This is a genomic window from Paenibacillus sp. SSG-1 (genome assembly GCF_002224835.1).
In the GTDB taxonomy this organism is placed as follows: domain Bacteria; phylum Bacillota; class Bacilli; order Paenibacillales; family Paenibacillaceae; genus Paenibacillus_AQ; species Paenibacillus_AQ favisporus.
On record NZ_MBRK01000007.1, the window covers coordinates 1 to 697 of the forward strand.

Below are 697 nucleotides of genomic sequence, written 5' to 3' on the forward strand. Positions count from 1 at the left end.
CTAAAGGGCTATGCTTATTTCTGGATTTCTCCCACATTAGCTTGAGCTTAGTCCACTCACTCTCATTGGGAAGAACCAGCTTATGACGTGAAACTAATGAATCTTGACGCTTGCCCTTTTTGAACCAGTGCATAAACATGCTTCGATCACCCTTTCATTTTTTTGAAAATAAAAAAAGCCGATCTCTGCACGGACGAATCCATGCAAAAATCGGCTTTAATTCATTATCAGTACATTAAATTACACATGTGCGTGCGGTTTGACCTTTATCAGAGCCTTTCGGTACTCTTCTTCCCTTGTTCTCAGCACTGGAGATGTCGGGGGTAATGACTTTATCCTACTTTAATCCTCAGCTATAAAGCTTTGTAGGGGAGGTACAACAATTATAGCCTATACAGGCAACTCTTCTCTCCGGCAAACGGGAGTGTAGAGGTAAAGATAATTACAGGAATATTATAGCATTGTGATTTTTAAAATGCAATCATACGTTCCCATGTTATCCGGCTGCAAATTCCCGATCTTCCGCTTCTTCCATAACCGGTTTCAGCTTTACCTCAGATCCGCGGATCTCACTGTCGATTTTGGAAGCTATCTCCGGATGTTCCTTTAAGAACTGCTTAGCATTCTCCCTGCCTTGCCCTAAACGATCACCGGCATAAGAAAACCACGAACCTGATTTTTCAACTACATTCAGTTC

General features: G+C 41.9%; 1 pseudogene. It reads right to left on the bottom strand.

Annotated elements, in window-relative coordinates:
- Positions 1 to 496 precede the first annotated feature (496 nt).
- A pseudogene (locus BCV73_RS34675) lies at positions 497 to 697 on the bottom strand (recombinase RecA); the annotation flags it as partial.